This window comes from Hoeflea sp. TYP-13 (genome assembly GCF_040932035.1).
GTDB lineage: Bacteria > Pseudomonadota > Alphaproteobacteria > Rhizobiales > Rhizobiaceae > Hoeflea_A.
The window spans coordinates 730,511-756,347 of the sequence record NZ_JBFRBB010000001.1 but is presented as its reverse complement, the minus strand read 5'-3'; the positions used below and the strand labels follow the sequence as shown (position 1 = coordinate 756,347).

Genomic DNA, 25,837 nt, shown 5'->3' with positions numbered 1-25,837 from the left:
TCTTGTTCTGACAAACGGCATGAACCTTGTTTATGCCATCGCGACCCTGGCGCTCATTGCGCTGGGGCTCGCCGTCGTTTTCGGCCTGCTTGGCGTGATGAACATGGCCCATGGCGAATTCGTCATGCTCGGTGCCTACAGTGTCTATGTCGTTCAGGGAGCGGGCTTGCCGTTCATAGCAGCCGTGCCGCTGGCCTTCGCTGTCTGTGGTGTGATCGGTTATATCGTTGAATGGTCGATCGTCCGCCATCTCTACAGTCGACCCTTCGATACGCTGCTTGCAACATGGGGACTTTCCATCCTGATGCGCAAGATGGTCGAAGTGGTATTCGGCCGCGATTACAAGAGCATCGACCAGATACTGCCGGGAACGGTCGAACTCCTGGGCGTTGCCTATCCCGCATACCGGTTGTTGCTTCTGGCGGTAATCGCGATCTTTTTCGGCCTGCTGTTTTTGTGGTACCGGCAAAGCAACACGGGCGCACGCATCAAGGCCATGGTTTCAAATCCACCGCTTGCGGCAGCCGTCGGCATCGATACGGCACGCCTTGCCCGCTACACCTTCATATTCGGCGTATGCACGGCCGGGCTTGCGGGTGTTGCGCTCGCTCCGCTGGTGCGTATCGAACCCTATATGGGCATCGACTATCTGCTCTCTTCCTTTTTCATTCTTGTTGTCGGGGGCCTCGGATCGCTCGAGGGGCTTTTAATCGGCTCGTCCGTCATCGGCGGATCGGATGCGGCCATTTCAACGCTGTTCAGCAAGACCAGCGGCTATATGGCCGTTTTGTCAATTTCCATTCTCTTTTTATGGCTGAGGCCCGATGGTCTATTCTCGCGTCGCTAGTCTTTTCATACTCGCAGGTCTTGCAATCGTGCCGGCACTTTTCGGCACGTTCACGGCCTATCAGCTGGGGTTGTATCTTCTTTACGGCATTGTCGGCCAGGGCATTGCGCTGTGTTGGGGTCGCACCGGCTTTTTGCCGCTCGGGCAGGCGCTGTTTTTTGGCATGGGCGCCTATATCGCAGGTGCCGCACTCAAGAATTTCGGCGGCAGCTACGCCCTTCTAGTCCCTGCCCTTGCTATTGCCTGCCTGGTGCCGGCGGCACTTGCCGCTATTGTCGGCCTGCTCGTCTTTAACCGCCAGATCGGCTCCGGGCCGTATTTTTCGCTGATCACCCTGGCACTCTCCATGCTCGGCTTCCAGCTTGCCAATTCACTCGACTGGCTGACCGGCGGGTTCAACGGCATGACCGGCATTCCCGGTCTGCCCGGGATCGACAGTTTCGGCGGCCTCTATTTCGTTATCCTTGCGGCCCTTACCTGCGTTTCCCTGCTGCTTTTCCGGCTACTGAGGACGCCGCTCGGCGTGCTGCTTGCGGCAACATCGCAAAATGAGGAACGGTTACAGTTCTTCGGTTTCAACACCAGCGCCCTAAAGGCTGCGGCCTTTGCCATCAGTGCCGGTCTCGCAGGCCTCGCCGGGGCGCTCTACGCACCGCATCAGGGTATCGTCACACCGCAGGCCGTCAGTTTCCTGCTGTCGGCGGAATTCGTCATCTGGACTGCCGTTGGCGGGCGGGCGTCGCTGGCCGGACCGGTCGTCGGCGCCGTCGTGATCGGCTTTCTTGCATCGGAACTGCGCGACACCTTCCGCTACTGGGAAGTCATTATCGGCCTGATATTCATCGTGGTGGTGCTGAAATTCCCGCGTGGTCTCGTCGGCATCCTCGAAGCGGCACTGTCAAGCCTTACGGATGGAAACGGCAAATCGCCACGCCGGCGCGATGTCCTGCTTCCCGAACGCGAGGCTGCGCAGGCGCCGCAGCTGCAATTCGATAGTGTCCAACTCGTCATTGGTCCGGTCACCATTCTCGACGGCCTCGGCTTCAACATCTCAACGCCCGGCATCCATGCCATTATTGGCCCGAACGGAGCAGGCAAGACGACTGCATTCAACGTCCTGACCGGCAATCTGCAACTGACCGGCGGCCTGATTTCCTGGCAGGGCGAAACACTCACGGGTCTGAAACCTTATCAGGTGGCCCGCAAGGGCGTGTCGCGGAAATTCCAGGTGCCGTCCGTTTTTGCGGGGCTGAGCGTCGACGAAAACGTTGATATTGCGCTGTGGGCTAGTCGCATCCGGTGGGCCGAACTTCTATCCATGCGGCCTTTCGGTTGGCGCAGCAGCCTTTATGACGATCTTTCGGAACGGTTTGCGTTCATGAGCGAAGGAAGCCAGGCAGCCGGCGCACTGTCGCTCGGCCAGAGGCAGATGCTCGATTTTTCCATGACTTATCTCACGGAAGCGCGGCTGCTCCTGCTGGATGAGCCCTGCGCGGGTCTTTCCACCGGCGAGACTGCCGAAATGATCGATGCGATTGCCGCAGTCAATGCCCGCCTTGGCTCGACCGCCATCGTTATCGAGCACGACATGCGGGTGGTGGAGCGCTTGTGCGATCATATTCTCGTCATGCATCAGGGTCGCCTGCTCGCAAACGGAACCATTGACGAAATTCGCCAGAACCCGCAAGTCCGGGCCGTTTACAGCGGAGGCACCAAATGACCGGGACTCCGCTTATGGCTGTCAGGAATCTGACGGGCGGCTATGACGATGTCACCGTCATTCGCAATGTATCGCTGGACGTTCACCCCGGACAGGCCGTATTTGTTACGGGGCGTAACGGCGTCGGCAAATCGACGCTGGTCAAGCTCATCGCAGCGCAGCTTCAAGCGACCGACGGCACCATAACATTCAATGGACGGGATATTACGGAAGAACCGGGACACAGTCGAAGAAGCGTTGGTATCGGCTACGCACCGCAGGAAAGCGTCGTTTTCGATACACTCACCATATTCGAGAATCTGACGCTTCATTATCGGGACCGCGATCTTACCCGATACGACAATCTTTTCAGCCTCTTTCCGCGCATTGGCGAGCGGCTGGCGCAACTTGCCGGCACGCTTTCGGGAGGGGAAAAGAAGATCATGTCCTTCTGCCGTGCGATTGCCGAAGAGACGCGGCTTGTCATTCTCGACGAACCGTCCGAAGGCGTGCAGCCCGAAAACATCGACCGCATGGGCAAATCCATCCTGAAGGAGACTGCATGCGGGCGATCGTTCCTGATCGTCGAGCAGAATATGACGCTCGTCGAACAGGTTGCCGATCAAGTTCACCTGCTTGATCACGGCGAATGCGTGTTCGAGACCGGGAGAGTTCCGGATTTGCGCAAGATCGTTTCGGAACGGTTGCAGATCTGATCAATGAACGGTGGAGCGAGCCCCGTTTCCGCCGCCAACGAACCGTACAGCTGCAATCAGGCCCAAGAACGCCACCGGCATGCTTGCAACAAAGAGTGCCGCGGCGGCAAATTTCATTGGACCCGGTCCGCCCTCAATTCCCGCCGCATTGGCCACAATGCCCATAAATGCTGCGCCGAGCCCATAACCGAGACGATGAACGGTCGGCAATGCGCTCGACACGCGCTGTGTTTCCTCGGCCGGTGCGATCGTCGTTGCCTGACGCAGCACGAATGTCCAGGCGAGACCAAAGCCGAAGCCCTGCAGACATGCACACACCGCAATAAGCCAGATGGGCCCCTGCGGAACCGCGTAGATCAATCCTGCTATGCCAACGGTAACGATTGCCATTCCAAGAATGATGAATATGCGGTCGCGGTGCTGAGGTTGCCCCGAAATCAACAGGGCGGCGACAGTCCAGGCAATCGATTCAAGCGCGATGATGTAGCCCGCAACGAGCACCGAAACGCCGTGAAGCCCGGTAATGAGAAACGGCACATAGACGGTGACTGCTGTCGTCGCCGCAGCAAAACACAGAACCATCAACATCGCGGCGCCGACCGGGTCTTTCAAACTGAAAGGCTGCCGCGGCAGCATCCTGCTGCCTTCATGGCGGGCTTCCAGTCTGACAAACATTACCAGGCAAAGCAGTCCTGAAACAACGAACGCGGTCGTACTGAGGATCGAAACCTCGATGCCTCCATAGGCGACGAGGACGACCCCGGCAGTCAGCCAGCCCAGCCTTTTGACCGGTATGCGCTCACCCGTATCCGCTACTGGCGGCGTTTCTCCCGGGTCCTTTGAGAGCGCCATCCACACTGCCAGCACGAGTGCCTGAGCGGCGAAAAACAGAAAACCGCCCCGCCAGAAAGCAAATTCGACAAACAGGCCACCAACCAGCGGCCCCATGAAGGCCGACACCGCCCAGATGGTTGATATCGCACCCATGACGCGGCCGGCCAACCGCTTGGGGAAACGTGAACCCGCAACAACAAAAGACAGCGCCATGAGACCGCCGCCGCCAAACCCCTGCAATATGCGACCGGCAAGCAATACCTCCATTTGAGCGGCAACGGCGCTGATCACGCAGCCAAGCGCAAACAGAGCGCCGGCCAGCGCCATCGGCTTGCGGATACCAAAACGCATGGAGAGCAATCCGGAGGCAGCACCGACAACGATTGTACCGATTTCATAAAGTGCGAATGTCCACGGAATCAGCGCCACGCCGCCGATGTCCGAGACAATCGCCGGCATCATGGTGGAGATCAGCAGGCTGTCGGCGGCATGCAGCCAGACACCGAGACAGGCGGCCGCCAGCGGTTCCCGGTATCCGGGTGCGGCGATTTCCCGCCATTGCACATGATCGCGCTCGATTCTGCCCTCCCCTGGTCTTCATTTATCTGATATTTATATCCTAATTCCTCAAGTGAACTTGAGGTCAAGCGGTTTCCTAAATTTTTTCAGATGCTCGGGAATGCGGGAAGCGAAGGGCTGTCAATTCTAAGATCTCACTCATTACGGGCGGCTCGACCGCACCCATCCGGCAACTTGGCACGGCTGCATGCGCTGTCAATCACAATCGGATAAACGAATCTTTTTGAGGCAAAGGTGACTGGGCGGTTGTCCATAAACTCACTCTTCACAGCAGCGAGCAAGCCAGGGTAAGATATACCGCCCAGTCCCACCACGAGGCGCGAGTATACGTGGCTACTAAAGATTGCGTATTTCACCCTTGCGTGTCAAACCTAGTCGACAAAATAATAGTCGCAAGCATTAACAATCCTTAAATTTGACTAATTCTTGCAACCTTTAAATCTATACATGAATATTTCTCATATTTTCGTATAAAATCTGATGAGCGCGGCCACAACTCTTGCTTATATAAAGCTTAATCGTTAAATCTGCTCGGCTTGCAGTAATATTGCGCTTCAACGCCTGTACGTACGCGACCGCCATGCCTTCAGACAGTACGCGGCGTTCGCATATTCAAACAGCCCAACGGGCGTTGTCAGACGCTGCCGGGGTAATTCGGGCTTTCGCGGGTGATTGTCACGTCGTGCGTGTGACTTTCGCGCAGGCCCGCTCCGGAAATGCGCACGAAACGCGCCCGCTCGTGCAGTTCGTCAAGATTACCCGCACCGACATAACCCATGGCGGCCTTGAGACCGCCGCCGAGCTGGTGAAGAACTGCCGAGACGGGCCCCTTGTAGGGCACCTGCCCCTCAATGCCCTCCGGCACAAGTTTCAGTGTATCGCGCACCTCGGCCTGGAAATAGCGGTCGGCCGATCCGCGCGCCATGGCTCCGACGGATCCCATGCCGCGATAGGCCTTGAAGGAGCGGCCCTGGTAGAGATAGACCTCGCCGGGGCTTTCGTCCGTGCCGGCGAGCAGCGAACCGATCATGGCTGCGGAGGCACCGGCTGCGATGGCCTTTGCCAGATCACCGGAAAACTTGATGCCGCCATCGGCGATGACCGGAATGTTGGTCGCCTGGGCGACCTCGACTGCACCCAGGATTGCCGACAATTGCGGCACGCCGACACCGGCAACGATTCGCGTCGTGCAGATTGAACCGGGGCCGATACCCACTTTGATCGCATCCGCACCGGCGTCGATCAGCGCTTTTGTGCCGTCGGCAGTGGCGACGTTTCCAGCCATGATACGAACGGAGTTGGAGAGTTTCTTGACCCGTGTCACCGCATCGAGAACGCGCTGCGAATGACCATGGGCGGTATCGACCACAAGAAGGTCGATGCCGGCATCGATCAGCCGCTCGGCGCGCTCGAAACCGTCATCGCCGACACTGGTGGCGGCGGCAACGCGCAGACGACCCTGCGCATCCTTGGACGCGCTGGGATTGAGCTGCGACTTTTCGATATCCTTGACGGTGATCAGTCCGACACAATGGCCGTCGGGATCGACGACCAACAGCTTTTCGATGCGATGATGGTGCAGTAGTTTTTTTGCTTCGCGCTGCTCGACACTCTCATTGACGGTGACGAGGCCGTCGCTTGTCATCAACTCGCGGATCTTCTGCCCCGGATCGGACGCAAAGCGCACGTCGCGGTTGGTCAGAATGCCGACAAGCTTGCCCGTGTTGTGACCGCCGGTGCCGCCGTTTTCGACAACCGGAATGCCGGAAATACCGTGCGTCTTCATCAAGGCCTGCGCATCGCCAAGCGTTGCCTCCGGCCCGATGGTCAGCGGATTGACGACCATGCCGGATTCAAACTTCTTGACCTGGCGGACCTCTTCAGCCTGCTCAGCTGGCGAAAGGTTGCGGTGTATGACGCCGATGCCACCGGCCTGCGCCATGGCGATCGCCAGGCGCCCCTCCGTTACCGTATCCATTGCTGACGATATGATCGGCAGGTTCAGGTCGATGTCCTGTGCAATGCGCGTGCGGATGTCCGTCTGACCGGGCATGACGGTAGAGTGTCCGGGCTGCAGCAGCACATCGTCAAAGGTTAGGGCTTCGTGTCCTGTCGCCGATTCGATAATGTGCGCCATGGCCAATCCTCTATGGTGTAGGTATGCGGCGGTTCGCCATTAAAGCGCCGCTACAGACTTGTTATTCGTTCAGAAGTTGGCGTTGGCTGGTACCACGGATAGACGGTGAAGGGAACAGAAAAAGCGCTGCCGGGCCGTGAAGCCGTCAAAAGCCGCACCCCAAGCGCATTTCAGGACTATTCGGCCTCTTCGTCCCTGCCGCGAAAGCCCTTGGCCAGAAGATACATTTCAACCGATTCGGCGCGTGTTGCCGGCGGCTTGATATGCAGCACCTGCTTGAAGTTCTTCTTCAGCATGTTGAGAAGGTCCGCTTCCGTGCCGCCCTGGAAGGTCTTGGCGAGGAAATGGCCGCCTTCATTAAGCACGTCAACAGCAAAATAGGCCGCTACCTCGCAAAGGTGCATGGTGCGCAGATGATCGGTTCGGCGGTGGCCCGTCGTCGGCGCCGCCATGTCCGACATCACCAGATCCGGCGCGCCGCCGCAGGCTTCGATCAGCTTGCCGGGCGCTTCATCGTCAAGAAAGTCCATCTGCAGGAATTTGACGCCCGGAACCGGATCCATTTCCAGAAAGTCGATGGCGGCGACCTTTGGGTCCGCATCGCTCGATCCGGTCACCTTTGCGGCGATCTGCGACCAGCTTCCCGGCGCCGAACCAAGATCGACGATACGCTTGGCGCCGCGCAGGATCTTGTGCTTTTCGTCAATCTCCAGCAGCTTGAAGGCGGACCGAGCGCGGTAGCCCTCAAGCTCTGCACGCTGCACATAAGGATCGTTGAGATGCCGTTCCAGCCAGCGGCGTGACGATGCCTTCAGCTTGCCGCGCTTTTTCACTCTTTGACCAAGCTTGCGCCCGGTCCTGTTTCCGGCGGTTGATCGCGTCATCGCCCGGTTTCCTTCGGTTCCGGCCGTTCCCCCGGCCTCGGTCCGCGCTTTGGCCCCTGGCCCTGCTGGCGCTTGTAATAGTTTCGCCGCCCTCTGCCCCGTCGCCAGATGCCGTCCGCGGCCATCATTTCAGTGAGCAATCCTTCGCGCAGTCCCCTGTCCGCGACCCGCAGCCTCTCCGACGGCCAGCGCCGGCGGATGGCTTCAAGGATGGCGCAACCGGCCAGCACCAGATCTGCCCGGTCCGATCCGATGCACGGATTGGAGGAGCGGGCGTGGAAATCCCATGACAGGAGCTTTTCGGTCATGCGGTCGACGTCGCGGCTGCTCAGCCACAAGCCATCGACACGCCGTCTGTCGTAACGGGGCAGGTCAAGATGTACGCCTGCAAGTGTCGTCACCGTCCCGGAAGTTCCAAGCAGGTGAAACACACCGTCCCTGGTGCCATTGCAGCCCGGAATCTCGGGACACCGGAAACCTTCCAGGAGATCGGCAACCTCTTCAACCATATCGGCAAAGATCTGGCTTGTGACGTCACGGCCGCCATGGCGCTCTGAAAGCGTTACCACGCCGACGGGAAGTGATGTCCAGGCGGCGATGTGATTGGCCAGCCGGTTGGAACGGCTTCCGGACAGGTCGATGGCGGCGATTTCCGACGATCCACCACCGATATCGAACAGGACGACGCCATCGGTTTCGCGCCCGACCAGCGACGAACAGCCCGAAACCGCAAGGCGCGCTTCGGTTTCGCGGTTGACGATTTCCAGGTCAAGACCGGTTTCCGATTTGACCCGGTCCAGAAACTCGGCGCCGTTGGCGGCCGAACGGCAGGCCTCGGTCGCAATGAGGCGGTGACGGCGAACAGGCCGGTTTTCCAGTTTCGTGGCGCAGACTTTCAGCGCGTCAACGGCGCGGTCCATAGCCGCCTGCGACAGCCTTCCCGAGGCGCCTAGCCCTTCACCGAGCCGCACAATACGCGAAAAGGCATCAACCACCCGGAACTGGCCGGGTTTGGTCGGCAGTGCAACCAGCAGGCGGCAATTGTTGGTGCCCAGATCAAGCGCTGCATAAAGCGGCGCATTGCCGGAATAGCGCTTGCCCCTGAAATGCTTGGAGTTGCGGCCGGACTGCTGTCCCTGTCCGGGTTTGGCGGATTGAGCGCCGGCCCCGTCGGCGGACTTCGCTTCGCCGGCGCCATCCTTCCAGTGCACCGGCCTTGCACGGCGTTTGTGCGAGGCGCCATGCGGATCGCGCGCCTCGTCCGTTGAACCGTTGACCTTGTTCTGGCCGGCATTTTGACCGCGACCGGATTTGCCGCGCCTGGAACGCCGGCGGCGCCGTTTTTTGTCGGAATTTTGTGAAAATACGCCGCGCTCGTCCGGCCTGTCACCGGCAGCCTTTTGTCTGTCATTTTCGAAGCGCCGGCTCCCGTCCTCGCCTTGCGATCCGGGCTCTCTGGCGGTTCTGGCATCGGGGGATGGTATCCCTTGCGCGCCGTCCTCGCGGGACCGAACATCGCGTTCGTGCCCGTTCACCTCGCCAGTTCTCAGCGCCCCGTTGCCGGACGCGGATGCGTCGTCTGCGGGGTCTGTCACTTTATTTCCTGTCGCGCCGCGCCAGGCAAAAATAGCGGCAGCGGGCGCTTATCTGTTCTTCGTTGGGGAAACTGTAACAGCGCGGTCATATAACACCAAATGATTTTTGGACGGCCGCAGAAATGGCGTTAAAATTATTTTTGCGCCGGCATTTACATCGCGCTATAATTTTGTCTATAACGCCGCCGCGCTAACACGCGCCGTTGGGGAATAGGTTAACGGTAGACCCGCGGACTCTGACTCCGTTAGTCCTGGTTCGAATCCAGGTTCCCCAGCCAAATTTTTCATCAGAAAAACAACGCTTAAGAAGAAGCGAGACAGGCTGATTGCTGTTTTTCCTGTTGCAAACCTGTTCCCCAGGCGCATGAACCGGCAGATTTACGTCCGCCGTCAGCCCGCACCTTGGACCGCGACAGACTGATCTGTCACTCTCCCCTTCCACGCCACGGTTTCCAGGTGCATCAATGCCGGCGAGACGTATACGGACATTTTTGACGCGGATATCAAAATCAGGATCGAACCTGGCTTCGAACGTATCGCCGTCGACCACTTTCACGACCATGGCAATGCTGTGCATATCCCCGCGCAAACAGGCCCGGATGGCACTAAGGTTTATCGACTCGTTGCCGCGGCGTTGGTCTGTTTGGTTCCGAACGAATCTGGACATGACAAGGATAAACGCATGGCCAAATGTGGATTTTGCAACTCAGAAGACGGATTCAGAATAGGAGATGTACGCGATAGTGACGTGCCCCATTTTCTGCCGGTTCTCGTCTGTGTTAACTGCGATTCGGTGGCCGGCCTGGTCGGTATAACGCACGATGAGCTGTCGAAACAGCTGCAATCCTACTACTCTGATGTGTCAAAAACAGCAGCAAAGAGGCACAAGCTTCTTGTTGCCTCGCTGGAGAAAATCGAACGCACACTTACCAAATTGCTGAGCGGGCTGTCCTGACGCCGCGCAATTTGTTGCCGCGGACAGGCTTTCCACACCTTCGATTGCACCGATCGATCAGGTTCCGGATGCGGTCCGTTACCGCGCTTCCATGCGAGGTTCGAACAGCCTTCGCTTCGAATCTCACGGTTCCTTAGAAGGGCCGGCGATCCGCGTAGACCGCCGGTGTCTTACTTTTTTGGCAATCGACTAGTTTAGCACCGCTACGCCGAAATGCTTCTTCTCGTCGGTCCACAGCTCCGCAAGGTTCCATCCGGCCTTTTCCGCAAGTTGCTCGAAACGGGCGGAGGTATATTTGTGGGAGTTTTCCGTGTGGACTGTCTCGTCCTCCTTAAAGACGATCGTTTCTCCTGCAACCATGACCTCCTGGCGGCGGCGGCTGACGAGATGCATCTCGATACGGCTTTCCGTCTCGTTCCAGCACGCCTGGTGGCGGAAGCCGGCAAGATCGAAATTGGCGCCGAGCTCACGGTTGATGCGGGTCAGCAGGTTGAGGTTGAACCGCGCAGTTACACCCTCGCCGTCATCATAGGCACGCAACAGCGTCTTGCGGTCCTTGACGAGATCGATACCGATCACAAACGCCGAGACATTGTCTATCGCGCGTAGTCGCCGCATCAGTTCAATGCTTTCATCCACCTCGAAATTGCCGATTGTGGATCCCGGAAAAAACAGCAGTTTGGCGCTGTCTTCAAGGGCCGGCGGCAATGCGAAATCGCCGGTGAAATCGGCGGCTACGGGATGCACATCAAGCGCACCGTAGTCGGCGGACAGCCGGCCTGCCGCCCCATCGAGATGCTCGCCCGATATATCCACGGGCACATAGGCGGACAGCCACGGCATTGCATCGAGCAGAAGACGGGTCTTGACGCTGGATCCGCTGCCGAGTTCGACAAGTGCGGCTCCTGCGGGTGTGTAATCCGCAAGGCTGGCGGCCCTGTTCTTCAATATGCCGGTCTCGGTGCGTGTCGGATAATAATCATCAAGCTCTGTAATCCGGTCGAAAAGCGCCGAGCCCGCCGCATCATAGAGCCACTTGGCATCAATGGTCTTGCGCTCGCCCTTCAATCCTGAAAGGACCGATCCGGCAAAGCCACCGTCCTGCTGGTTGGATGTCTTGGCAGGAGCCCTGGCCGTATGAAAATATTTACTAGTGCCATCGGTTTTACCGCCGTCATCGGCCAGGCGCAGGCCCAGCATCTGCCAGCGCTGGTGCGGATAGAAGAAGGTTCGATAAGTGGGGCGCATCTGTGCCAGTGGTGTCGCGCAGGAGCCGCCACGCAGCACGAACTGGTTGCACATGAACTTGCCGTTATATTCGCCAATCGCGCCTTCCGGCGGACGGAAACCGGGATAGGGCGTGAACGGGCTTTGCGTCCACTCCCACACATCACCCCAGAACTGCTCGTCCTGCGTCGCGCGTTTTGCGCGAAGGCTGGCCGGCATCGGCCGGTAGTTGGCGTCCTCCAGAAAATTGCCACGGATCGGGCGATCCCGGGCGACCACCTCCCATTCGGCCTCGGTCGGCAGGCGTTTGCCGGCCCAGCGGGCGAATGCATCGGCCTCGTAATGGCTGACGTGAACCACCGGCGCGTCAAGATTGACCGGCTGCGGTCCGCGCAGCGTGTAACTCCACCAGGCATCATCCTGCCGCCACCAGTAAAGCGGTGCGTCCCAGTCTTCTTTCAGCCGTCGCGCCCAGCCGTCCGAAAGCCACAGCGTCGCTGTTTCGTAGCCGCCATCCTCCATGAAGCCGATCCAATCACGGTTGGTCACCGGACGCGAGGCAAGCCGGAACGGTTCAAGGTAGGTCCTGTGGCGCGGCCCTTCGCAATCATAGGCAAAACCTTCGCCCGCATGGCCGATTTCGACCAGTCCGCCTTCGTGATCGATCCAGCCGAGTGGGCGCTCGGTTGCCAGACCGATCGGCTCCGGCACACGGTAAGGCGGCATCAAAGGATTGTGGGAAAGCGCGTGCAGGAGGTCGGTAACAAGCAGTTCCTGGTGCTGCATTTCATGGTGGCATCCAAGCTCTGTCAGATCGCGGATCTCGCCCGCATCATCGCGGGACTGCGACAGCAATTGCCGCATTCCTTCGTCGACATGTTCGCGGTATGCGAATACCTCCTTCACGGTCGGACGGGAAATGAGACCGCGCTTTGAGCGTGTGTGCCGCGGACCGGCCTGGACATAGTAGGAATTGAAAAGGAAAGCGAAACGGTCGTCGGGTGAGACATAGTCCGCAACGCGAGGCTTTAAGATGAACTCCTCGAAAAACCAACTCGTATGGGCCAGATGCCATTTGACGGGGCTGGCGTCCTCCATCGACTGCAGGGTCATGTCTTCCGGCGACAGGCCCTCCACCAAAGTCCGGCTGCGGGCGCGGACTGCATTGTAAAAGTTGATACCTGTCTGGGTTGAAATTACTGTGTTTTTTTCAGGTGTCACTGTTTCAAGTCCTCGATCTTGGATTGGGATTACATGACATGCCTATTGGTGAGGCTTCGCCTCCTTTATGATTTTTATCAGTATGTTACGGCTTACAATGACGGCACGCCGCTTCCGCATCTCCAGGTCGTCTTCTGCAACTTGACGGTGAAATAGGGCGCCGGTCCGACTGCAAGGCTCAATTTCTGTGAACCGCTGTTAAACTAAGATGCTGTGAGCAGGCGTAAAGGTTACAGCCGCCACCCTCCTGACAGCGTTTTGTCAGGAGACCATATTGCAGGTTGGGGCGGATCCGGCTTCGGATCTTTTCAGGTGATGAGCCTACAATGCGCTGGCGCGGCAGCCGGACATGGTCCAATACAGCCGTACTATTTTCCCATAAAATCGATGCGTTGCGAATTACGAAAACAGCCTGCGACGAATGAAGCGCAACCCCAGCAATGCCAGCGCGATCGGAAAGGCAACGTTGTTGAGCGGCAAAAGGAGCTGTGCGAGCAATGGGTTCTCCAGGCCGATCAATGGCGTCATCAGGCCTTGCGACAAATGGCTGGCCGCATCCTGAAGCGGCATGGCGAGCAGCCAGGCACAGGCGACCAGTGCCAGGCCTGCACACAGGCGCAAAATGAGCGCGCGGCGTTTCAGCCCGGCGACGTCATTCATCACATTTGCGGTAAAGTCGCCTGCGGACAGATCCTCTTCGGCCTCTGCGAACAGGGCCTGCAGCTTGGGGTCGCGGTCATCTGTCATGATAGTTCCTCTGAACTGTGTGTTTGCCGGTATGCGGACAGGCGCTGCCGCAGGCGTTCCGCGCCTCGCCGGATGTGGGATTTTACCGTTCCGGGCGGAAGACCGGTGAGTTCCGCGATTTCGCCGTGGGTCATGCGCTCGTGATAGGACAGCACGACACAAAGGCGAACCGGATCAGGCAAGGTCGACAGGGCGCGATCGAGGTCCATGGCAACGCCGGTTGTGCCCTCGTGGGGCAGGTCGGCTTCCTCATGGACCTCGGCATCGCGAAGGGCGTCGTTTCTGCGGCTGTGCTGCAGCCAGGCGGTGATGGCCAGCCGCTTCAGCCAGGCGCCGAAACTGCTTGGTTTCTGCAGGCGGGCGATATTTCGCCATGCTTGCAAAAACACCTGCTGCGCCAGATCGTCCGCCAACACGGGATCGCCACAGCAGCGGCGCATCAGATTGCGGATCCACGATTGGCGACGGCGCACCAATTCCTCAAATGCCCTGTGATCGCCGGTCTGCGCGAGCCCGACAACCAGACTTTCCGGACTTTTCGAATAGTCGTCTCGAGCCGTGGGCAAGAAACTTAACCCCTGCCCAGCTTGCCGGAGACAGTCTCGCCTTCCCGCTGATCGCGACCGACTACGCCGGCAGCCACCAGAAGACCAACGGCGACAAACAGAACCAGTACGGACGCGCCCAATATGGGAAGCATCGCCGGCGGAAATTGAAACCCGAGAATCCAGCCCAGCAGTGCCAGTCCGGGTGCGGTAAACAGTGTCACGACGCCGTAAATCCTCAGCTCACGCTCGAGCCGCCGGCTGCCGCCCGAACTTGCCGACAGGAGTTTGTCCAAGAGTGCTTCGTCGATTTTCTGATCACTGTCCATGATCCGGCGCAGCGTTTCGTGCTGGACTTCCTTCTTGCGGATATCGTACCAGATGCCTGCAATAACAACCGCTGCCAGGAAAATCCAAAATCCAAAGGCACCCAATCCGGCAGCGACGCCCGCCATACCGCTCATTCCTTCCATTTCACTCTCCTGAGTTTAAGAGGTTTCTGTCCTTAGAGATGCAGCGCGATACGGTTTGGATGCACCGGGATCGATTTTTTTTCGTGCTCGAAACAGGCCGTACAATACAATCATCACACGCTCACTGATTGCAATTGCATCGGCATCTCACTAACGTCGCGCAATGATTTCGGACCGGCCAATTCTCGGCATCCTCCTGATGATCGGTTTTTGCGTTCTTGCACCGCTGGGTGATTCCATCGCCAAGCTGCTCGGCAATACCGTTCCGCTCGGCCAGCTTCTGCTGGTGCGTTTTGCGATGCAGGCACTGATACTCCTGCCGCTCGTTTTGCTGACGGACCGCACCTTGCGCATGACGCGCCGGGTTTTCTGGCTGATGAGTATACGCACTGTGCTGCATATTGTCGGTGTCGGGGCGATGTTTGCTTCCTTGCGTTTCCTGCCGCTTGCCGATGCGGTGGCGATCGCATTCGTCATGCCGTTCATCATGCTCCTGCTCGGCAAATTCGTCCTTTCCGAAGAAGTCGGTCCGCACCGGCTGGCTGCCTGTGCCGTCGGCTTCGTTGGCACGCTGCTGGTGATCCAGCCGAATTTTGCAGCGGTCGGCCCGCCGGCGCTGCTGCCGCTGGCGGTCGCCGTCATCTTTTCGCTTTTCATGCTGGTGACCCGGCAGATCGCCAAGGAAATCGACCCGATCAGCCTGCAGGTATCGAACGGTATACTGGGCAGCGTGTTGCTGGCGGTACTGCTGTGGCTCTTCAGCGGCGTCGACCTGCAGCCGCTGGAAATCATCAAGCCGAGCTTCGATGACACGCTGCTGCTTGCCGCACTCGGTATTCTCGGAACGACAGCGCATCTTTTAATGACCTGGTCGCTGCGCTTCGCACCTTCGGCGACGCTGGCGCCGATGCAGTATCTGGAGATTCCATTCGCCACATTCATCGGCTGGCTGGTGTTTCGCGACCTGCCCAATGCGCTTGCAGCGCTCGGCATCCTGATAACGGTGGGTGCCGGTCTTTATGTGATTTTCCGCGAGCAGGTCGTGGCCAGACGTATCGCGGCCGAAATCTGAGCGATTATATTGCCGCGGCGTCTCCACCTTCGAGCGGCGCGATGCGGCGCCGCCCGATGAGTTGCCATGCGGGCAGCAGGCCCTTCCCCTTTACCTTGATATTGCCGAGGGCGCGAAACTCATATGCATCCTTGAGCGCTTCGTAGGTATTGCGGCCGACCTGGATCGTATCGGCTTCGCCATGGCTTTCCATGCGGCTCGCCGTATTGACCGCATCGCCCCACAAATCGTAGAGGAAGCGCCGGCGGCCGATGATGCCGGCAACGACCGGCCCGGTGTTGATGCCAATACGAAGGTGGATCTGCGAACCGGATTCCGTGCGGATGCGGCTGACGGCATCGAGCATAGCGATCGCCATTTCCATAATGTTTACCGCATGATGCGTATTCGGTTCCGGAAGGCCGCACACGGCCATGTAGGCATCGCCAATGGTCTTGATCTTTTCCACTTCGTAAAGCTCTGCAAGATCGTCAAAGGTGCCGAATATGCGGTCCAGCAATGCCACGACCTCATCGGGTGGGATTTTCGATGAAATCTCTGTAAATCCGACAATGTCAGCAAATAAAATGGTCGCCTCGTCATGCGCATCAGCGATGGTCGCACCACCGTCCAGGAAATCATGCTCATCTCGCTCCGTCAGGCGCGCTGCTATGCTAGGTGGCAGGACATTCACCAACAAATGCTCGATACGCCGATTGGCCTGATTGAGCGCACTCTGCGCGGAATACATGCCGGCATAGAGAATTGACAGGCCAAACAGAAATGTCAGCGCCTCATCCCGGCCGATAGGCTCCTTCTGCGGATTGTGAAAGAGCCAGCCCTCCGGATTGCTGGCTGTCATGGCAAATTCCGTGCGCATCCTGGGAAGATACGGTTCAATGGCTACCGAAATGATCACCACCGCGACACAGACGATGAACATGGGAATGGAGGCCTTCGGCCCCACAGCAGCAATCGTCCAGATCGAAAATATCGCAAATGTGTAAAGCGCCCCGTGTTTGTTTCCGGCGATCCACAATTCGAACATGAAAACAGGAATCATCATGCAGGCAAAAACCACATAGGACACATCCATCCTTCGGGTCAGATGCATGATGACGAGAGCGGTGACGCAGGCCGCAAAAATCCACGCGTCGGTTGTCAGCTCGACCACCGAACGATCCCGGAACAGCACATATTCCAGATCCATGAATATCACGCAGATCAGTATCAGCGCGAAAATCGATTTCAATCGCTTCTCGCGTTCAGAATCTTCGCGCGCGTGACCGATGCGAATAAAGCGGGTTAGCACGTGCCCACTCCCTCAAACGCAAATCCGAGGTTTCATCAGGCCGATTTGTACCGGGCCGGACGACATTACCCCGGCTCAGCATAACACAAGCGGAAATCGACGTTTATCGGGGCATCTCAACCGGTTACTGCATCAAGCTGTCGTTTGGCCTCAAACCTCAGACATCCAGCGTATGATCGCGCTCCCAATTGGAAAAGTGCGTTACGAAGCTGTTCCATTCCTTGTTCTTGAGCTTCAGGAACGCAGAGCAGAACTCGTCGCCCATCAGGGCTTTGAGATCAGTATCGGCATCCATTGCCCTGAGCGCGTCGAGCAGGTTGAGCGGCAGGCGCGGTGCATCGGTGACCAGATGGCCTTCGGCATACATGTCGATATCGTAACGCTTACCCGGATCGGCCTTGGAGCGCATGCCGGAAAGGCCGGCGGCAATGATCACGGCCTGCAGGAGATAGGGGTTGGTGGCGCCGTCGGGCAGCCGCAACTCAAAGCGTCCCGGACCCGGAACACGCACCATGTGGGTGCGGTTGTTACCACTCCAGGTGACCGTGTTGGGAGACCAGGTGGCGCCGGATGTCGTTACCGGCGCGTTGATGCGCTTGTACGAGTTGACCGTTGGATTGGTGATCGCCGTCATGCCGACAGCGTGCTTCATGATGCCGCCGAGAAAATTCATGCCTGAATCGGACAGCCCGAGTTCCCTGGAATCGTCGACAAAGATGTTGTTGCTGCCGCTTTCGTCCCAGACCGAGATATGTGCGTGACAGCCGTTGCCGGTGAGGTTTTCGAAGGGCTTCGGCATGAAGGTAGCGCGAAGACCGTGCTTCTCGGCAATCGATTTGACCATGAACTTGAAGAAGGAGTGCTTGTCGGCGGTCGCCAGCGCGTCATCGAAGGCGAAATTCATTTCGAACTGGCCATTGGCGTCTTCGTGGTCGTTCTGGTACGGGCCCCAGTCCATTTGCAGCATGTAGTCGCAGATTTCCGCAATAACATCGTATCGGCGCATCACCGCCTGCTGGTCGTAGCAGGGTTTCGCGGCTGTATCGTGGGGATCGGAGATCTGCGTGCCGTCCATCGTCGTCAGGAAATATTCCGCCTCGATGCCGGTCTTGATGCGCATGCCCTCGCCTGAAGCTTCAGCAATAAGACGCTTTAGAGTATTGCGCGGCGCTTGTGCGACAAGTTCGTCATCCATCATGCAGTCACCCGCAACCCAGGCGACCTCGGGTTTCCACGGAAGCTGGATAACACTGTCGGGATCGGGAACAGCGAGCATGTCGGGGTGCGCCGGCGTCATGTCCAGATAGGAGGCAAAACCGGCAAAGCCGGCTCCCTCCTCCTGCATTTCGCCGATTACTTCGGCCGGAACCAGCTTGGCGCGCTGACCGCCAAACAGGTCGGTGAATGAAATCATGAAGTATTTGATGCCGTTTGCCTTGGCAAAGGCGGCCAGATCTTTCGCCATGGTGTGCTCCCAATCCCTGTCGTTTATTTTCCTTATGCCCTCAGTATTATTCCTGCCCCGGTATCCAGCTGGTACCTGCAAGAGGAACGCCCGACATAGCCGCCGCCTCGACGGTCAGTGCGCAAAGGTCCTCCGGCTCGAGGTTACGAAGATCGCTCTTTCCGCAAGCACGCGCAATGGTCTGGGCCTCCAGTGTCATCACCTTCAGATAATTGGCAAGTCTGCGTCCGGCGGCTATCGGATCAAGCCGTCTTTCAAGTTGCGGGTTCTGGGTGGTGATTCCGGCCGGGTCCTGACCCTCATGCCAGTCGTCATAGGCACCTGTCGTGCTTCCGAGCTTGCGATATTCTTCCTCCCAGTGCGGGTCGTTGTCGCCGATCGCTATCATCGCGGCCGTACCGATTGATACGGCATCGGCTCCCAGCGCCATCGCCTTAGCCACATCGGCGCCGTTGCGGATGCCGCCGGAAAGGATCAGCTGCACCTCGCGATGCACGCCGAGATCCTGCAGCGCCTGAACGGCGGGCCGGATACACGCAAGTGTCGGCTGCCCGACATGTTCGATGAATACTTCCTGCGTCGCGGCCGTGCCGCCCTGCATGCCGTCAAGGACGACAGCGTCGGCGCCGGCCTTGACCGCCAGCGCGGTGTCGTAATAGGGGCGTGATCCGGCAACTTTGACGTAAACCGGCTTTTCCCAGCCGGTGATCTCGCGCAGTTCCAGGATCTTGATCTCAAGGTCGTCCGGGCCTGTCCAATCGGGATGACGGCAGGCTGAGCGCTGATCTATGCCCTTGGGAAGGTCGCGCATTTCGGCAACGCGGTCGCTGATCTTCTGGCCCAGAAGCATGCCGCCGCCGCCGGGCTTTGCGCCCTGGCCGACCACCACCTCGATGGCGTCGGCGCGGCGCAGGTCGTCCGGGTTCATGCCGTAGCGCGACGGCAGGAGCTGATAGACGAGCTTATCGGAATGACCGCGTTCTTCCGTCGTCATTCCGCCGTCTCCGGTTGTCGTGGACGTACCTGCCGCCGAGGCACCACGCCCGAGCGCCTCCTTGGCGCCGCCGGAAAGCGCACCGAAGCTCATACCGGCAATGGTAATCGGTATATCGAGCTCGATCGGCTTTTTCGCATGGCGCGTTCCGATCGTGACCTTGGTGTTGCAGGTCTCACGATAGCCCTCAAGCGGATACCGCGAAACCGATGCCCCGAGGAACAGAAGATCATCGAAATTAGGCACATAGCGCTTGGCTCCGCCGCCGCGGATGTCATAGATGCCGGTGGCCGCCGCACGGCGAATTTCGGAATTGGTATATTCATCGAAGGTCGATGGCTGGCGTGGGAGGGTAATCGGTTTTGCCATGTCATGCCCCTCAATAAGCGTCGATATTGTCGATGTTGAAATTGTAAAGCTGCCTGGCCGAACCATAGCGGCGGAAGTCCTCAGGCTTTGCGCCCGTGACCTCCCCACGCTCAAGCAGTTCGGCCAGCAGCTCGAGATGCTCGGGACGCATCTCTTTTTCGATACAGTCGGCGCCGAGCGACTTTACTGAGCCTTTGACGAACAGGTGCGCCTCGTAGAGGCTGTCGCCGAGCGCATCCCCGGCATCGCCGCAGACAACAAGACTGCCCGATTGCGCCATGAAGGCCGACATGTGCCCGACATTGCCGTGCACGATGATGTCGATGCCTTTCATCGAGATGCCGCAGCGCGAGGAAGCATTGCCCTTAACGACAAGCGTTCCGCCGCGGCCGGTCGCGCCGGCATACTGGCTGGCGTCGCCCTCGATGACGACCTTGCCGGACATCATGTTTTCGGCAACGCCCGGACCTGCCGAACCGTCAATCAGGATTGTCGCTTCCTTGTTCATTCCGGCGCAGTAGTAGCCGGTACTGCCCCGCACGGTCACGGTCAGCGGTCCATCCAGACCGACGGCGACCGCGTGGGAGCCACGCGGGTGCAGCACCTCCCATTCGGTATTATTCGTGCCGGTTTTTTGTTCCTGAAGCGTTGCGTTGAGCTCGCGTAGCGAGCACGTGGACATATCCAGTATCGGCATAAATCAGTGCTCCCAGAAGTAAACGGTTGCGGGCTCAGGTTCCCAGACCCGGGCGTCCAAAATACCCGGCAGGTTTACCAGGGCCCGGTATTCCGAGCCGAAGGCCACGTAACGATCGGTTTCGGCGAGCACCGCCGGCTTGCAGGCAATCGGATCGCGCAGCACGCCGAAACCGCGTTTGGTGCCGACAACGAAAGTGTAGAAACCGTCGAGCGCACTCAGGCAATCCTCCAGTGCCTCACCCAAATTGGCTCCGTTCTGCATGCGGTAGGTCATATAGGCAGCGCCGACTTCGGTGTCGTTTTCGGTTTCGAAACGCAGCCCCTCGCGCACCAGCTTACGGCGCAGCGAATTGTGGTTCGACAGCGAGCCATTGTGCACCAGGCATTCGTCGGTGGCGGTCGAGAACGGGTGCGCGCCCATCGTGGTGACGGCGGACTCCGTTGCCATGCGGGTGTGGCCGATGCCGTGGCTGCCCTGCATGGAGCGGATGCCGAAACGGTCGACCACATCAGACGGCAGGCCGACTTCCTTGTAGATTTCCATGGCTTCGCCGCGGCTCATGACCCGCAGGCCGGGGTGCGCGCTTGCCAGATGCGCTTCAATCTTTTTCAGCGCCTCTGCCGGGGCGGTGATTACCGCATGGGTGTCGTTTCGCACCATGCTGGCCGCGCCGCCCGAGGCATCCGCCAACGTTTTTTCGAGTGCTGAAAAATCCTCGTCTGGCCGATCCGACTGCAGGGTGATCTTGCCGCTTTTACCGTCCGTATCCGAATAGACGGCTATGCCGGCACTATCGGGACCGCGGTCGGTCATCGTCACCAGCATGTCCGACAGCAGCTCACCCAATTGCGGCTTTAACGACGCATCTTTCAGAAATAGCCCAACTATTCCGCACATTGCCTGTCTCCACTGACAAAAGTCTCTGCGGCAAGCATAGAGAAGTCGCGGAGGTCACGCAATAGCCAGGAATAAAAATTTCCTGCTAGGAATATTTAATCTTTCTGCGGATACGAGATGATTGACAGAAACCGGATGGGAAGCTGCAGGAGTTTATCGGGGCCGTGCGGTGCGTTGGCATCGAAATAGAGGCTGTCGCCGGGCTTCAGATGATAGGCGTTGGAGCCGTGCCGGTATTCCACTTCGCCCTCCAGAACGTACAGAAATTCAAGCCCGTCATGCTGAAAGGTTGGAAACACATCCGAGTCACTGGTCAGCGTGATCATGTATGGTTCGACCATCAGGCCGCTGGAATTGCCGCCTAGATGACCCAGCAAGCTGTACTGATGGCCAGCACGTGATCCGCGGCGCTCGATTTCCAGCCCTTCACCGGCCTTTACGTGGACCGCACTGCGTGTTTCCTCATATTCGCGAAAAAAGCTTGAGATCTGCACGCCCAGCGCAGCCGAAAGCGTTTGAAGCGTTGTCAACGACGGTGATGTCATGCCGTTCTCGATCTTGGAGAGCATGCCGATGGAAATACCGGTGGCGTCCGAAAGGTCAGCGACGGTCAGGCCGAGCTTCTTGCGGAAAGCCTTGACTTCGCGTCCGATCGACAGTTCCAGGGTTTTTTCATCCGGTCTGTCAAGCCGCTCCAGCCGATGCGGATTTTGTTTGAGCGCAGCGCTTTTTTCCGACAATCCAGGTTTCCTTTCAGCCAAGAAATCTTCCGTGTCAGGTAATGCTTATACGCGCGAAGTCATCATTTCACCAACCTAAGTGACTGCTGAATTCGATTTCGTTGCCCCGGCTCAAGTCCTGAGCAGCGCCAGTTCCGTTTCAAGCGAACCGGTGCCTTCTTCGGCGAGCGCCACTTCCCGCAAGTGCCTGAGCAAGCTCGCAGGGTCTGACTTTCCGGCAAGCTGATCCAACGCAGACATGACCAGATCGAATTTCGACTGGCCGCGTGCGTGGGTGTCAGAATATCCCTTTATCAGCCTGCGGCAGTTGAGAACCTCAACGCCAAGGTCATAATCACTGGCACAGGAGGACATTGCCTGCGCAAACCATTTGTCGCGATGATCGGCCTCCACCGTGTGACGGCGCAACCGCCTGCGGACCGGTTTCAGTGCCGCGAGAACCCAGAGGGAAAAATAGCCGGTCAGACTGTCGGTTCGGATGCGGCGGCCGCGATTGACCAGCCTGTCGAGAAGCCTGAACAGCGTCGGCCGGTTCTCGATGAAAAGTCCCAGCCCGGCCGGAAGCGTGCCGCAAACCTCCTGCGCGCGCGGATGGAAATACTCGGTGACATTAAGGATCGTGTCCTTACCCGCGCCAACCTCGTCGCGCACGCGTTTTGTCCGGGCGCTGCGAAGCTTCAGATCGGCAACGCGGATGATATCGTCATAGACCATGGCGTTGGCGACATATTTCGCCGCCGCGGTACTGAACTTCCAATCGCGGTTTGCACTGTCAGCGGCGACTGCCCGTTCGACCTGTTCAAGATAAGCGTCGCCATAGGCAACGTCCTGGTAATCGACAACCTTATGCAGCCCGGCAAGCGCCATCGGTTGGACCGCATCGGGCAGTTGTTGTGTCCGTGCTGTCAGGGCATTCCACTGGTCGAGCAATTCTGAGGGGCCCTCGATCCGGGGCGCTGGTTTGTCTGGCGAAGTTTCATTTTGCACGCCCGGCAAGGAGGCCCCATCACTCGATGCGGCTTTTTCGAAACAGGCGCCGAATGCCGCAAGGCTGGCATCGACCCCGCGTCCGCCGGCCCTTATCGTTTCTTCGTAACTCTCGCGCAGAAACGGAAGCGCGCCGGAGCCGGCAAGCGCGCCGAAGAGGCTCGCCGAAATGACCGTGCCGGCGTCGAGAGCCTCGCGTTCCATGTCGAAGGCGACAACCTTCTTCGCGGCCGACTGCGCCCGTTCAATCACCTTGCTGGAATCGCGCCGCCCGTCGCCCGGCACCATTTTTTCAGAAACCGCCAATATACGGTGCGAAGACATGATGAGCGTGGTGCGGTCCGGGGTTACGAAACCGCGCAGGATGGACCGGCCCGCTTCCATCAGTTCGGCGGCGATCATGATATCGACGTCACCCGGCGCCGGTGTCAGCGAAAAAACCGGTTCGCGCCCCGTGTCTGGCGTCATTTCGACATAGTAGATCGTCGCGCCGGTACGCTGCGCCACGCCGGCAACCGATGTGGACTGGGCCCGGTACCCGTTGCTTTCAGCGACATCGATGATCCAGTCCGAAAGCACGCCGCCGCCCTGGCCGCCGACAGCCAGCATCGCAAGCTTGATGATATCGCCAGTGGTGTCGACACCATCGGACTTTACGCCGAGGGATTTCACCTGCGGATGCTTGCCGACATTCATCCTATTGCTCCCGGAAGATCAGTTGCCGGGATTCGCGCCGGGCCTGCATCCAATCGATCACCCGTTTGCGCAACCGGTCGAGGAAACGGTCGAGGCCGTTCGGATTGTGAATCGTATCGGCACGATAAAAAGACGGGCATAGAACCGCCGCATCGGCAACCTCGCCGCAATTTCCGCATCCGACGCAGCTCTGATCGATATGGGCAACCGGATCGTCGCGCAGCGGATCATCGAGTTTCTTGACCGACAGGGACGGGCAGCCGGAAAGGCGCATACACGCGTGATCGCCCGTGCACACATCCTCATCGACGCCGAATCGCGGTTTGACCACCCGCTCACCATTGCCGATGGCCTTGTTTGTTAGCGGACGCTCGCGCCGCTGTCGGTTCAGCATGCATTCCGAAGATGCGACGATGACTTTCGGCCCCTTTTCGGGGGTCGTCAGAGCCTCTTTCAGCGTTTTCGCCATTTTGCCGACATCATAGGTGCGGTCGATCTCGCGCACCCATTTGACGCCGACGCCCTTCACCGCTTCCGAAATCGGGTGTTTGGTGGATTTTGTGCGGTTATCCGCGCGCGAAGACAGAATGTCCTGCCCCCCGGTCGCGGCGGAATAATAGTTGTCGACCACGACAATGACGCCGTCATTGCGGTTGAAAACCGCATTGCCGATAGATGAGGTCAGCCCGTTGTGCCAAAAGCCGCCGTCGCCGACAAAGGATATGGAGCGCCGGGTGGCATCGGGCGTATTGAATGCGGAAGCCGAGGCGGGCCCAAGACCAAATCCCATGGTCGTCGCGCCGATGTCGAAGGGCGGCAGGACCGAAAACAGATGACAGCCGATGTCGGAGGCGATGTGATGTTGCCCGAGTTCGCGTTCAACCAGCTTGGTTGCGGCAAAGATCGGCCGCTCCGGGCAACCGGTGCAAAAGCCCGGCGGACGCATCGGCACCACGTCGGCAAGATTGCCGACGACATCAGCCGCCGGAACATTGGGCGCACGGTCACGGTCCGATAAAAGGCCGGCCGCATGATCTTTCAGGAAGGCGCGGAGACCGTCGAGCATGACCTGGCCGGTATATTCGCCGGCGACCGGGAACGGTCCCTTGCCGACAAGCCGGGTGGAAGCGCCAGCCTGATGCAGTATCGCGCCGATAGCCTGTTCGATATGGTTCGGCTGGCCCTCCTCCACCACCAGCACCGCGTCCTTGCCTTCGCAAAATGCCGTAACCTCGCTGTCGATAAGCGGATAGGTGACGTTCATTACGTAAAGCGGCACTTTGGTGTCGCCATAGATATCCGCAAGGCCAAGACGCTGCAGCGCACGAATGACACCGTTATACATGCCGCCCTGCAGGATGATCCCGACCTTCTCATCATCCGGTCCGAAGAGCTCATTGAGTTTGTTTTTCTCAATGAATTCAATTGCCGCCGGCAGACGTTTTGTGATCTTGTCCTGCTCGTGCTGGAAGGCGGCAGGCGGCAGGACGACGCGCTGTGCATCGCGACGCGGATTTTCAAGCGCATCCGCCACACTCATCTCGGGTTTTTTGTTGTCGTGCGCCTCGAACTGACCGTGGACATGACACGAGCGTATGCGCACCTCCAGCATGACCGGTGTGTTGGACGCTTCCGAAAGCTCAAAACCGTCCTTGACCGATTTAACGATCGACGGAAGATTCGGGCGCGGGTCAAGCAGCCAGACCTGGCTCTTCATGGCAAAGGCGTGGCTGCGCTCCTGCATGATGGACGAACCCTCGCCATAGTCCTCGCCGACGATGATCAGCGCACCACCGGCAACACCGCCGGAAGACAGATTGGCGAGCGCGTCGGAGGCGACATTGATGCCGACCGTCGACTTGAAGGTGACGGCACCGCGTATAGGGTAATGAACGGAGGCGGCCAGCATGGCGGTGGCCGCGGCTTCAGAAGCGCTTGCCTCGAAATGCACGCCAAGTTCGCCGAGGATCTCCTGCGCATCGGCAAGAACATCCATCAGATGGCTGATGGGCGCGCCCTGATAGCCGCCGACATAGCCGACGCCGTTTTCCAGAAGCGCCTTGGTGATGGCGAGAATGCCCTCCCCGCGAAAGATGTCGCCCTCACCCATCTTCAGCTTTTGAACTTCCTTTGCGAAAGATCGCTCAGCCATGCCTTCCCCTTGTGT

Annotated in this window: 21 protein-coding genes and 1 tRNA gene; 6 read left to right on the top strand and 16 right to left on the bottom strand. The window is 58.8% G+C overall.

Annotated elements, in window-relative coordinates:
• Window positions 1–19: 19 nt before the first annotated feature.
• The 3 genes from ABVT35_RS03485 to ABVT35_RS03475 are packed head-to-tail and all read left to right on the top strand — an operon-like array spanning window position 20 to window position 3,262.
• The gene (locus tag ABVT35_RS03485; protein WP_368464885.1) at window positions 20–847 is read left to right on the top strand and encodes a branched-chain amino acid ABC transporter permease; all 828 of its coding nucleotides are present in this window, start codon (window positions 20–22) and stop codon (window positions 845–847) included.
• Window positions 825–2,567 (top strand): ATP-binding cassette domain-containing protein, encoded by a 1,743-nt coding sequence (locus tag ABVT35_RS03480; RefSeq protein ID WP_368464884.1) that lies wholly within the window; start codon window positions 825–827, stop codon window positions 2,565–2,567. Before ABVT35_RS03485 ends, ABVT35_RS03480 begins: the two co-directional genes overlap by 23 nt.
• Window positions 2,564–3,262 (top strand): ATP-binding cassette domain-containing protein, encoded by a 699-nt coding sequence (locus ABVT35_RS03475; RefSeq protein ID WP_368464883.1) that lies wholly within the window; start codon window positions 2,564–2,566, stop codon window positions 3,260–3,262. Before ABVT35_RS03480 ends, ABVT35_RS03475 begins: the two co-directional genes overlap by 4 nt.
• On the opposite strand, the gene ABVT35_RS03470 is transcribed toward ABVT35_RS03475, so the two are convergent.
• The 4 genes from ABVT35_RS03470 to ABVT35_RS03455 form a co-directional block, all read right to left on the bottom strand.
• A complete protein-coding gene (locus tag ABVT35_RS03470) occupies window positions 3,263–4,660 on the bottom strand; it encodes an MFS transporter (protein WP_368464882.1) in 1,398 nt (465 codons plus the stop codon).
• Between the two features lie 649 nt (window positions 4,661–5,309).
• Entirely contained in the window at window positions 5,310–6,812 is a 1,503-nt protein-coding gene (gene guaB / locus ABVT35_RS03465) for an IMP dehydrogenase (RefSeq protein ID WP_368464881.1), read from the bottom strand.
• Window positions 6,813–6,988: 176 nt separating this feature from the next.
• The gene (locus ABVT35_RS03460; RefSeq protein ID WP_368464880.1) at window positions 6,989–7,696 is read right to left on the bottom strand and encodes an RlmE family RNA methyltransferase; all 708 of its coding nucleotides are present in this window, start codon (window positions 7,694–7,696) and stop codon (window positions 6,989–6,991) included.
• Window positions 7,693–9,291, bottom strand: coding sequence for a Ppx/GppA phosphatase family protein (locus ABVT35_RS03455; RefSeq protein ID WP_368464879.1), 1,599 nt, complete (start codon window positions 9,289–9,291; stop codon window positions 7,693–7,695). Before ABVT35_RS03455 ends, ABVT35_RS03460 begins: the two co-directional genes overlap by 4 nt.
• 204 nt (window positions 9,292–9,495) lie before the next feature.
• On the opposite strand from ABVT35_RS03455, the gene ABVT35_RS03450 reads away from it, so the two are divergent.
• Window positions 9,496–9,569 (top strand) — tRNA-Gln (locus tag ABVT35_RS03450).
• A gap of 404 nt (window positions 9,570–9,973) precedes the next feature.
• A complete protein-coding gene (locus tag ABVT35_RS03445; RefSeq protein WP_368464878.1) occupies window positions 9,974–10,246 on the top strand; it encodes a hypothetical protein in 273 nt (90 codons plus the stop codon).
• A gap of 189 nt (window positions 10,247–10,435) precedes the next feature.
• On the opposite strand, the gene egtB is transcribed toward ABVT35_RS03445, so the two are convergent.
• From egtB to ABVT35_RS03425, 4 genes are all read right to left on the bottom strand, one after another.
• On the bottom strand, window positions 10,436–12,694 hold the full coding sequence (egtB, locus tag ABVT35_RS03440) for an ergothioneine biosynthesis protein EgtB (protein ID WP_368464877.1): 2,259 nt from the start codon (window positions 12,692–12,694) through the stop codon (window positions 10,436–10,438).
• 399 nt (window positions 12,695–13,093) lie between these two features.
• Window positions 13,094–13,441, bottom strand: coding sequence for a hypothetical protein (locus ABVT35_RS03435; protein WP_368464876.1), 348 nt, complete (start codon window positions 13,439–13,441; stop codon window positions 13,094–13,096).
• The gene (locus ABVT35_RS03430; RefSeq protein WP_368464875.1) at window positions 13,438–14,007 is read right to left on the bottom strand and encodes an RNA polymerase sigma factor; all 570 of its coding nucleotides are present in this window, start codon (window positions 14,005–14,007) and stop codon (window positions 13,438–13,440) included. Before ABVT35_RS03430 ends, ABVT35_RS03435 begins: the two co-directional genes overlap by 4 nt.
• Before the next feature lie 5 nt (window positions 14,008–14,012).
• Window positions 14,013–14,459, bottom strand: coding sequence for a hypothetical protein (locus ABVT35_RS03425; RefSeq protein ID WP_368464874.1), 447 nt, complete (start codon window positions 14,457–14,459; stop codon window positions 14,013–14,015).
• Window positions 14,460–14,622: 163 nt separating this feature from the next.
• Here ABVT35_RS03425 and ABVT35_RS03420 point away from each other — a divergent pair, with 163 nt between their 5' ends.
• On the top strand, window positions 14,623–15,531 hold the full coding sequence (locus ABVT35_RS03420) for a DMT family transporter (protein WP_368464873.1): 909 nt from the start codon (window positions 14,623–14,625) through the stop codon (window positions 15,529–15,531).
• Window positions 15,532–15,535: 4 nt separating this feature from the next.
• Here ABVT35_RS03420 and ABVT35_RS03415 read toward each other — a convergent pair whose 3' ends face one another.
• The 8 genes from ABVT35_RS03415 to ABVT35_RS03380 form a co-directional block, all read right to left on the bottom strand.
• Window positions 15,536–16,762, bottom strand: a complete 1,227-nt coding sequence (locus tag ABVT35_RS03415; protein ID WP_368464872.1) for an adenylate/guanylate cyclase domain-containing protein — start codon at window positions 16,760–16,762, stop codon at window positions 15,536–15,538.
• Between the two features lie 217 nt (window positions 16,763–16,979).
• Window positions 16,980–18,287 (bottom strand): type III glutamate--ammonia ligase, encoded by a 1,308-nt coding sequence (glnT, locus tag ABVT35_RS03410; protein WP_368464871.1) that lies wholly within the window; start codon window positions 18,285–18,287, stop codon window positions 16,980–16,982.
• Window positions 18,288–18,333: 46 nt separating this feature from the next.
• Window positions 18,334–19,650, bottom strand: a complete 1,317-nt coding sequence (locus ABVT35_RS03405) for an FMN-binding glutamate synthase family protein (RefSeq protein ID WP_368464870.1) — start codon at window positions 19,648–19,650, stop codon at window positions 18,334–18,336.
• Between the two features lie 10 nt (window positions 19,651–19,660).
• Window positions 19,661–20,347 (bottom strand): protein GlxC, encoded by a 687-nt coding sequence (locus tag ABVT35_RS03400; RefSeq protein ID WP_368464869.1) that lies wholly within the window; start codon window positions 20,345–20,347, stop codon window positions 19,661–19,663.
• A gap of 3 nt (window positions 20,348–20,350) precedes the next feature.
• Window positions 20,351–21,247, bottom strand: a complete 897-nt coding sequence (locus tag ABVT35_RS03395) for a glutamine amidotransferase family protein (RefSeq protein ID WP_368464868.1) — start codon at window positions 21,245–21,247, stop codon at window positions 20,351–20,353.
• 95 nt (window positions 21,248–21,342) lie between these two features.
• Window positions 21,343–21,987 carry a helix-turn-helix domain-containing protein gene (locus tag ABVT35_RS03390; protein WP_368464867.1) on the bottom strand — a complete coding sequence of 215 codons (645 nt, stop codon included), beginning with the start codon at window positions 21,985–21,987 and terminating at the stop codon, window positions 21,343–21,345.
• A 111-nt stretch (window positions 21,988–22,098) separates the two neighbouring features.
• Complete coding sequence (locus ABVT35_RS03385; protein WP_368464866.1) at window positions 22,099–23,670, bottom strand: indolepyruvate oxidoreductase subunit beta family protein; 1,572 nt, start codon at window positions 23,668–23,670, stop codon at window positions 22,099–22,101.
• A gap of 1 nt (window position 23,671) precedes the next feature.
• Window positions 23,672–25,822: a thiamine pyrophosphate-dependent enzyme gene (locus ABVT35_RS03380; RefSeq protein WP_368464865.1), complete on the bottom strand. Its 2,151-nt coding sequence runs from the start codon at window positions 25,820–25,822 to the stop codon at window positions 23,672–23,674.
• Between the last annotated feature and the right edge of the window lie 15 nt (window positions 25,823–25,837).

What these genes read in the sequence shown, in the direction of transcription:
- ABVT35_RS03400 (WP_368464869.1), bottom strand. Translation starts at nt 20,347, where the DNA reads ATGCCGATACTGGATATGTCCACGTGCTCGCTACGCGAGCTCAACGCA.
- ABVT35_RS03460 (WP_368464880.1), bottom strand. Translation starts at nt 7,696, where the DNA reads ATGACGCGATCAACCGCCGGAAACAGGACCGGGCGCAAGCTTGGTCAA.
- ABVT35_RS03435 (WP_368464876.1), bottom strand. Translation starts at nt 13,441, where the DNA reads ATGACAGATGACCGCGACCCCAAGCTGCAGGCCCTGTTCGCAGAGGCC.
- ABVT35_RS03475 (WP_368464883.1), top strand. Translation starts at nt 2,564, where the DNA reads ATGACCGGGACTCCGCTTATGGCTGTCAGGAATCTGACGGGCGGCTAT.
- ABVT35_RS03420 (WP_368464873.1), top strand. Translation starts at nt 14,623, where the DNA reads ATGATTTCGGACCGGCCAATTCTCGGCATCCTCCTGATGATCGGTTTT.
- ABVT35_RS03380 (WP_368464865.1), bottom strand. Translation starts at nt 25,822, where the DNA reads ATGGCTGAGCGATCTTTCGCAAAGGAAGTTCAAAAGCTGAAGATGGGT.
- glnT (WP_368464871.1), bottom strand. Translation starts at nt 18,287, where the DNA reads ATGGCGAAAGATCTGGCCGCCTTTGCCAAGGCAAACGGCATCAAATAC.
- ABVT35_RS03405 (WP_368464870.1), bottom strand. Translation starts at nt 19,650, where the DNA reads ATGGCAAAACCGATTACCCTCCCACGCCAGCCATCGACCTTCGATGAA.
- ABVT35_RS03480 (WP_368464884.1), top strand. Translation starts at nt 825, where the DNA reads ATGGTCTATTCTCGCGTCGCTAGTCTTTTCATACTCGCAGGTCTTGCA.
- ABVT35_RS03425 (WP_368464874.1), bottom strand. Translation starts at nt 14,459, where the DNA reads ATGGAAGGAATGAGCGGTATGGCGGGCGTCGCTGCCGGATTGGGTGCC.
- ABVT35_RS03485 (WP_368464885.1), top strand. Translation starts at nt 20, where the DNA reads ATGAACCTTGTTTATGCCATCGCGACCCTGGCGCTCATTGCGCTGGGG.
- guaB (WP_368464881.1), bottom strand. Translation starts at nt 6,812, where the DNA reads ATGGCGCACATTATCGAATCGGCGACAGGACACGAAGCCCTAACCTTT.
- ABVT35_RS03395 (WP_368464868.1), bottom strand. Translation starts at nt 21,247, where the DNA reads ATGTGCGGAATAGTTGGGCTATTTCTGAAAGATGCGTCGTTAAAGCCG.
- ABVT35_RS03445 (WP_368464878.1), top strand. Translation starts at nt 9,974, where the DNA reads ATGGCCAAATGTGGATTTTGCAACTCAGAAGACGGATTCAGAATAGGA.
- ABVT35_RS03385 (WP_368464866.1), bottom strand. Translation starts at nt 23,670, where the DNA reads ATGAATGTCGGCAAGCATCCGCAGGTGAAATCCCTCGGCGTAAAGTCC.